Origin of the sequence: Pseudomonas rossensis, from assembly GCF_039888995.1 — a bacterium.
Lineage (GTDB): Bacteria > Pseudomonadota > Gammaproteobacteria > Pseudomonadales > Pseudomonadaceae > Aquipseudomonas > Aquipseudomonas rossensis.
Map to the genome: position 1 here is coordinate 1 of NZ_JBBWCB010000216.1, position 6049 is coordinate 6049.

The 6049-nt window shown below is 59.3% G+C and carries 6 protein-coding genes; 3 read left to right on the top strand and 3 right to left on the bottom strand.

Annotation, left to right across the window (positions count from 1 at the left end):
• The first annotated feature begins 214 nt into the window (after positions 1-214).
• From WLY71_RS29055 to WLY71_RS29065, 3 genes are read left to right on the top strand one after another with little or no spacing between them, the layout of a single operon-like run.
• A complete protein-coding gene (locus WLY71_RS29055) occupies positions 215-448 on the top strand; it encodes a PP0621 family protein (protein ID WP_008154904.1) in 234 nt (77 codons plus the stop codon).
• Positions 438-2027 carry a sensor histidine kinase gene (locus WLY71_RS29060; protein ID WP_347806313.1) on the top strand — a complete coding sequence of 530 codons (1590 nt, stop codon included), beginning with the start codon at positions 438-440 and terminating at the stop codon, positions 2025-2027. Before WLY71_RS29055 ends, WLY71_RS29060 begins: the two co-directional genes overlap by 11 nt.
• A 2-nt stretch (positions 2028-2029) precedes the next feature.
• A complete protein-coding gene (locus tag WLY71_RS29065; protein WP_347806314.1) occupies positions 2030-3370 on the top strand; it encodes a sigma-54-dependent transcriptional regulator in 1341 nt (446 codons plus the stop codon).
• Positions 3371-3373: 3 nt separating this feature from the next.
• Here WLY71_RS29065 and thiO read toward each other — a convergent pair whose 3' ends face one another.
• The 3 genes from thiO to WLY71_RS29080 form a co-directional block, all read right to left on the bottom strand.
• Positions 3374-4474, bottom strand: coding sequence for a glycine oxidase ThiO (thiO, locus tag WLY71_RS29070; RefSeq protein WP_347806315.1), 1101 nt, complete (start codon positions 4472-4474; stop codon positions 3374-3376).
• 56 nt (positions 4475-4530) lie between these two features.
• The gene (locus WLY71_RS29075; protein ID WP_347806316.1) at positions 4531-4926 is read right to left on the bottom strand and encodes a type IV pilin protein; all 396 of its coding nucleotides are present in this window, start codon (positions 4924-4926) and stop codon (positions 4531-4533) included.
• A 14-nt stretch (positions 4927-4940) separates the two neighbouring features.
• Positions 4941-6049 (bottom strand): pilus assembly protein (locus WLY71_RS29080; protein WP_347806317.1); only part of this gene is annotated, 1109 nt, incomplete at its 5' end.

Genomic DNA, 6049 nt, shown 5'->3' on the forward strand with positions numbered 1-6049 from the left:
AGACGATGCGGTGTTTCAGGAAGACCGCAAACTCAGGTTTTACGACTGCTGCGCAGCCGAACGCAGGCTTCGCCAGCTGCTACGGATTGTGTCGTTCCTTAACTGACCGGCATTAGCCTTTCAAGGCTCCTTTTTTATGGGCTCGATTATTACGCTGTGCGCTGGTCATGTCCTTGGCTAAACTGGCTCATCACTCGTCAAATAGCAGCTCATCATGCTTCGTTTACTGTTCTGGATCGCCCTGATTGCCGCTGCGGTATGGTTCTGGCGCAAGTTCAAGGGCCAGGCTTCCGTGCCCAAGTCCTCTGCCGAGCTGGAAGCGGCCCCCATGGTCCGCTGCGCCCATTGCGGCGTACACCTGCCACGCGACCGCGCGCTGAGTCTTCAACAACAGTGGTATTGCAGCCAGGCTCATCTTGAGCAAGGCCCGGGCTCCAGTGATCGCTGAGACCTCCAGTCCCGGCAGCAAACAGGCCCAGCGACTGCTGCGCCTCTATCACCTTTACCGTTTGAGCATCGGCATCACTCTGGTGCTGTTGATCTCCAGCAACATGGACAACCAGTTGCTGACGTTCAGCAATGACGACCTGCTGCGCAGTGGCAGCTGGTTTTACCTGGTGCTGAATATCCTGCTGGTGGTATTCCTCGGGAACACCCGGCGCCCGGCGCAACTGTTCAGCCTGGCGCTGACCGACGTCCTGCTGCTGTGCGGTCTGTTCTACGCCGCCGGCGGTGTGGCGAGCGCCATCGGCAACTTGCTGATCGTATCGGTAGCCATCAGTAACACCTTGTTGCGAGGGCGCATCGGCCTGCTGATTGCCGCCGTTGGCGCGCTCGGCATCGTCGGGCTGAGCTTCCTCCTGAGTTTCAGCCATCCCGCCACCCCCAACGATTACCTGCAAGTCGGCACGCTCGGCGCCTTGTGTTTTGCGGCGGCATTGCTGGTGCAAGGGCTGATTCGACGCCTGGAGGTCAGCGAAACCCTCGCCGAACAACGGGCCAGCGAAGTCGTCGGCCTCGAAGCCCTCAACGCACTGATCCTGCAACGCATGCGTACCGGCATCCTGGTACTCGACGACAAGCGGCGGGTTCAACTGGCCAACCACAGCGCCTTGAACCTGTTAGGCAGGGAAAATCTTGCAGGCCAACTGATCGACGACTACTTACCCAGCCTGGTCGAACGCCTGCAACTGTGGCTCAACAATCCGACGCTGCGCCCCCAGAGCCTGAAAGTCGCCAGTAGTGGTCTGGAGCTGCAACCGAGCTTCATTGCCCTGGACCAAAGCCCACACCACCAGACCCTGGTCTTTCTCGAAGACCTCGCGCAGATCGCTCAACAAGCCCAGCAATTGAAGCTCGCCGCCCTCGGTCGCCTGACCGCCGGTATCGCCCATGAAATCCGCAATCCACTGGGCGCCGTTAGTCATGCCGCGCAGCTATTGCAAGAATCAGAGGAACTGAACCGCGCGGATCGACGTCTGACACAGATTATTCAAGACCACTCTCAGCGAATGAATCGGGTAATCGAAAACGTCCTGCAACTGTCCCGCCGCCAGCAAACCGTAGCGCAACGGCTTGATCTGAAGCCGTGGCTGGAACAGTTCGTCAACGAAACCCGCGAGGGGGCGACCGAGCATCAGCAGATTCATCTGCGCATCGGTTCAGGAGACTTCAAAACCCTGATGGACCCAGACCAGCTGACCCAGATTCTCGACAATTTGTTGCGCAACGCCTGGCGCCATAGCGCCTTGAATCACGACGTGGCGCAGGTCTGGCTCGAGTTGTTCGTCGACCCGGACAGCCAGCTGCCGATCCTCGAGATCCTGGACGATGGTCCCGGCGTGGCACCGGAGCATCATGTGCACTTGTTCGAACCGTTCTTCACCACCAGCACCCAAGGCACCGGCCTGGGGCTTTATCTGTCCCGTGAGCTGTGCGAAAGCAACCAGGCCCGCCTAGACTTCAAACCACGCCAAGGCGGCGGCTGCTTTCGCATCACCTTTGCTCACGGACGGAAACAAAGTTGAACATGAGCCCACGGCAAAAAGTCCTGATCGTCGACGACGAACCGGATATCCGCGAACTCCTGGAAATCACCCTGGGACGGATGAAAATCGACACCTTCAGTGCCCGCAACCTCGGCGAAGCCCAGGCCCTGCTGTCTCGAGAGACGTTCGATTTGTGCCTCACCGACATGCGCTTGCCGGACGGCACCGGCCTTGAGCTGGTGCAACACATCCAGCAACGCCATCCCCAAGTACCGGTGGCAATGATCACCGCTTATGGCAGCCTGGAAACGGCGATCAACGCCCTCAAGGCCGGCGCCTTCGACTTCCTGACCAAACCGGTGGACCTCACTCGCCTGCGGGAACTGGTCAGCAGCGCGCTTCGGCTGCCTGCGCCGGGCGGCACGGGCATCGCCATCGATCGCCGGCTGCTGGGTGATTCACCGCCAATGCGTGCCTTGCGCAAACACATCGACAAACTGGCCCGCAGCCAGGCGCCGGTGTACATCAGCGGCGAATCCGGCAGCGGCAAGGAATTGGTCGCGCGACTGATCCATGAGCAAGGACCGCGCGCCAGCCAACCCTTTATCCCGGTCAATTGCGGAGCGATTCCGTCGGAATTGATGGAGAGCGAATTTTTCGGTCATCGCAAAGGCAGCTTCAGCGGTGCCATCGGAGACAAACCCGGACTGTTCCAGGCGGCCCATGGCGGCACCCTGTTCCTCGACGAAGTGGCTGATTTGCCGCTGGCGATGCAGGTCAAACTGCTACGGGCAATACAGGAAAAAGCCGTTCGTGGTGTCGGCGAGCAGCAGGAAACCGTGGTCGATGTGCGTATCCTTTGCGCCACCCACAAAGACCTCGACGCCGAAGTCGCCGCCGAACGCTTTCGCCAGGATTTGTACTACCGGTTGAACGTGATCGAACTACGGGTGCCGCCCTTGCGCGAACGCCGTGACGACATCGAATCCCTCGCCAGCCATGTGCTCAAACGCCTGGCCATCAGCACCGGTCAACCCGCCGCAAAACTCCACCCCCAAGCCCTCGAAGCGCTGAAAAGCTATCGCTTCCCCGGCAACGTGCGGGAACTGGAGAACGTGCTCGAACGGGCTCACACGTTGTGCGAAAACAAACAAATTGAAGCCAGCGACCTGCGACTGGCCGAAGGCAACTGCAACCCCGAAGGCGGTGTGCCGGACCTGACGCAGATCGACAACCTGGAAGACTACCTGGAAAACGTCGAACGCAACCTTATCCTCCAGGCCCTGGAAGAAACCCGCTGGAACCGCACGGCGGCGGCTCAGCGGTTGAATCTTTCATTCCGGTCGATGCGCTACAGGCTTAAGAAACTGGGGCTCGATTGAGTCTCAGATCCGTCCAGCCGGTGCATACGGCGCCGGATCAATGATCGGCTCACGCCCCAGCATCACATCCGCAAACAACTGACACGACGCCGGCGCCAGCACCAAGCCATTACGGTAATGCCCACAATTGAGCCAAAGCCCCTCGAACCCTGGCACCCGACCGATGTAGGGAATGCCTTCCGGCGAGCCCGGTCGCAACCCGGCCCAGTGCCCCACGACCTCGGCATCCGCCAGTGCAGGAATCAACTCCACCGCCGACGCCTTCAGGCTCTCCAGGGCAGATTCGGTCGGCGTCTTGTCGAAGCCTTGATGCTCCAGCGTACTACCGATCAGAATGTGCCCATCGCGCCGAGGAATCGCATAACGCCCCTTGGCCAGAACCATGCTCGACAGGAAATCCGCTGCGCATTTGTAGAGAATCATCTGCCCTTTCACCGGCTCGACCGGCAGGTCCAGGCCCAGGTTTTTAAGCAAATTACCGCTCCAGGCGCCCGCAGTCAGAACCACCTGATCGCCATGAATCGCTCCCACCGAGGTCTGCACCCCGACCACCGTAGCGCCTTCACGGATAAACCCGCTGACTTCACACTGCTCATGAATCGTCACGTTCGGCAGCGCCAGCAACGCAGCCTTGAGCGACTTCACCAGCCGCGGATTACGCACATTGGCCACATCGGCCATGTAGATCGCCCGGGAAAAACCGCTCCCCAACACCGGCACCGCGTTGTGAGCCGCCGAGATATCCACAGCCCGCAACGGACGGTTTTCCCGCTCGGCCCAAGCCAGCGCCTCGGCCTCGTCATCCAGGTCCAGCCAGTACAACCCAGTGGTATGCACCTCAGGATCGACACCGGTGGCTGCAAACAGTCGCTCACCCAACTGTGGATAAAAATCCTGGGACCAATGCGCCAACGCGGTGACCGCCGGGCTATAGCGCCACGGGTAGAGCGGCGAGACGATGCCGCCGCCGGCCCAGGACGACTCCTGACCGACGTTCGAACGATCCAGCAGCACAACACTTTGCACTTCGGACGCGAGATTGAACGCCGTCAGCAGGCCAATCACGCCGCCGCCGACAATCACCACTTGCTGTTGCCTGGTCATGTTCTGATCCAACCGTTAAATAGACAGAGGGCACAAAAGGCACCCGAAAAAGGAACTCAGCGCCCCCAGCAATCCTTGGTCGTGGCCGTCGCATTGACCATGCTTCTGACGCCAGTGTTGGTGATGGTGAAATCACCGCACTTGTCAGCCGCCATGGCCTTGCCGGCCTTGCGCACCGCCGTCAGCAGGAAGGTCTGATCGGTCAGGGTCGGGGTGATGGTGTAGAAGTCATTACCGGCGCTCAGGCCGGTGGCATTGGTGTAGACATTATTCTTCGAATAGTAGCGCTCAAGGATCTGCGCTTGTTCGGAGAGCAGGCCGGCGACTTCAGTGCGGCGGCCCTTATTCACATACTCGGTGAGGCTCGGGTAGCCAATGGTGATGACGATCCCGATGATCGCAATCACGATCATGATTTCGATCAGGGTAAAACCTCGGTTGGATCTGCGCATGCCTCAACTCTCACTTACTGTATTTGTCGCCACATGATGCGACGGCTGCCGCCGCTGCCGGGCTTTTCCACCAGGGAGCTGATATCACCGCTGGAGTCGTTCACAATCTTGCGGGACGCATTGTTGACGATCGCGTTCAACGTCGGAATACCACCGGTGAAAATCACCCCGCTGGAAATCGAATCCTTGATATCGACCAGCCCGTCGCCATTGCTGTCGAGCACCGCGTAATTGAGCATCTTACCGCTGAATGCATCCAGCTCGACCAGTTTGCCGGTACCGAAACTGGCGCAAGGGTCGGTGGTGTCCACGCTTGCCGTGGTGAACACAATCCGGCCGGCCACCAGACTGGCCTGATTGATCACCCGCTCACCGGTTAGCACGTTGTTGTAAACCAATGGCAGATACCAGCCCTTCTTTGCCGGATAGGACACCTCATTCTGGCTGGTGGTGATGAATTGTCCGCTGCTGCCCGAGAACACACCGGTCACCGCTTGGGCCTGCAAACTGGACGTTGTGATTTGCCCGGAGCCACCGTCCGAATCCCACACTGCATAGAACGCCTGGAGGTCTTTGTTAGTCTTGTCGGCCGTCTCGTTGAATTTACCGGTGCCGAAAAACACTTCCTTCCCTCCCAACGAATTGTCCGCCAGCAATGGTTGCGCGGTGATCGGCTGGGTGACGCCACCCGCGGTGGTAAACAGCGGTTTGCGGGAAAACGCCAGGTCCCACGATTCAGGAGCTGTAGCGCTCAAATCAAACTTCCACATCCGCCCCTTCAAGTCGCCGCCATAAGCGGCCTGCACCACATTCTGCGAATTGACACGAAGTTTTACCGATGACAAGCCGTTGGTAGTTTCGGCGCCGTCGATCACTATTTTCTTGATCAGCGAGCCGTCACGAATGTCGACCACGTACAACGCTGCCACCCCGGAGTTGCTGCCATAACCGTTGGAGATGAATGCCGCCCATCGACCGTCGGCCAAGCGTGCCACTTCTGGTCGTGCGTAGGCATAACCCAGATCATTGAAAACGTTCGCCGTATTTGCTGTGGACGGTGCGCTGATCTCCCACAACGCCTTCGTTACGTTACCGGCCGATGCGTCGAACAGTTGCAGCGCAT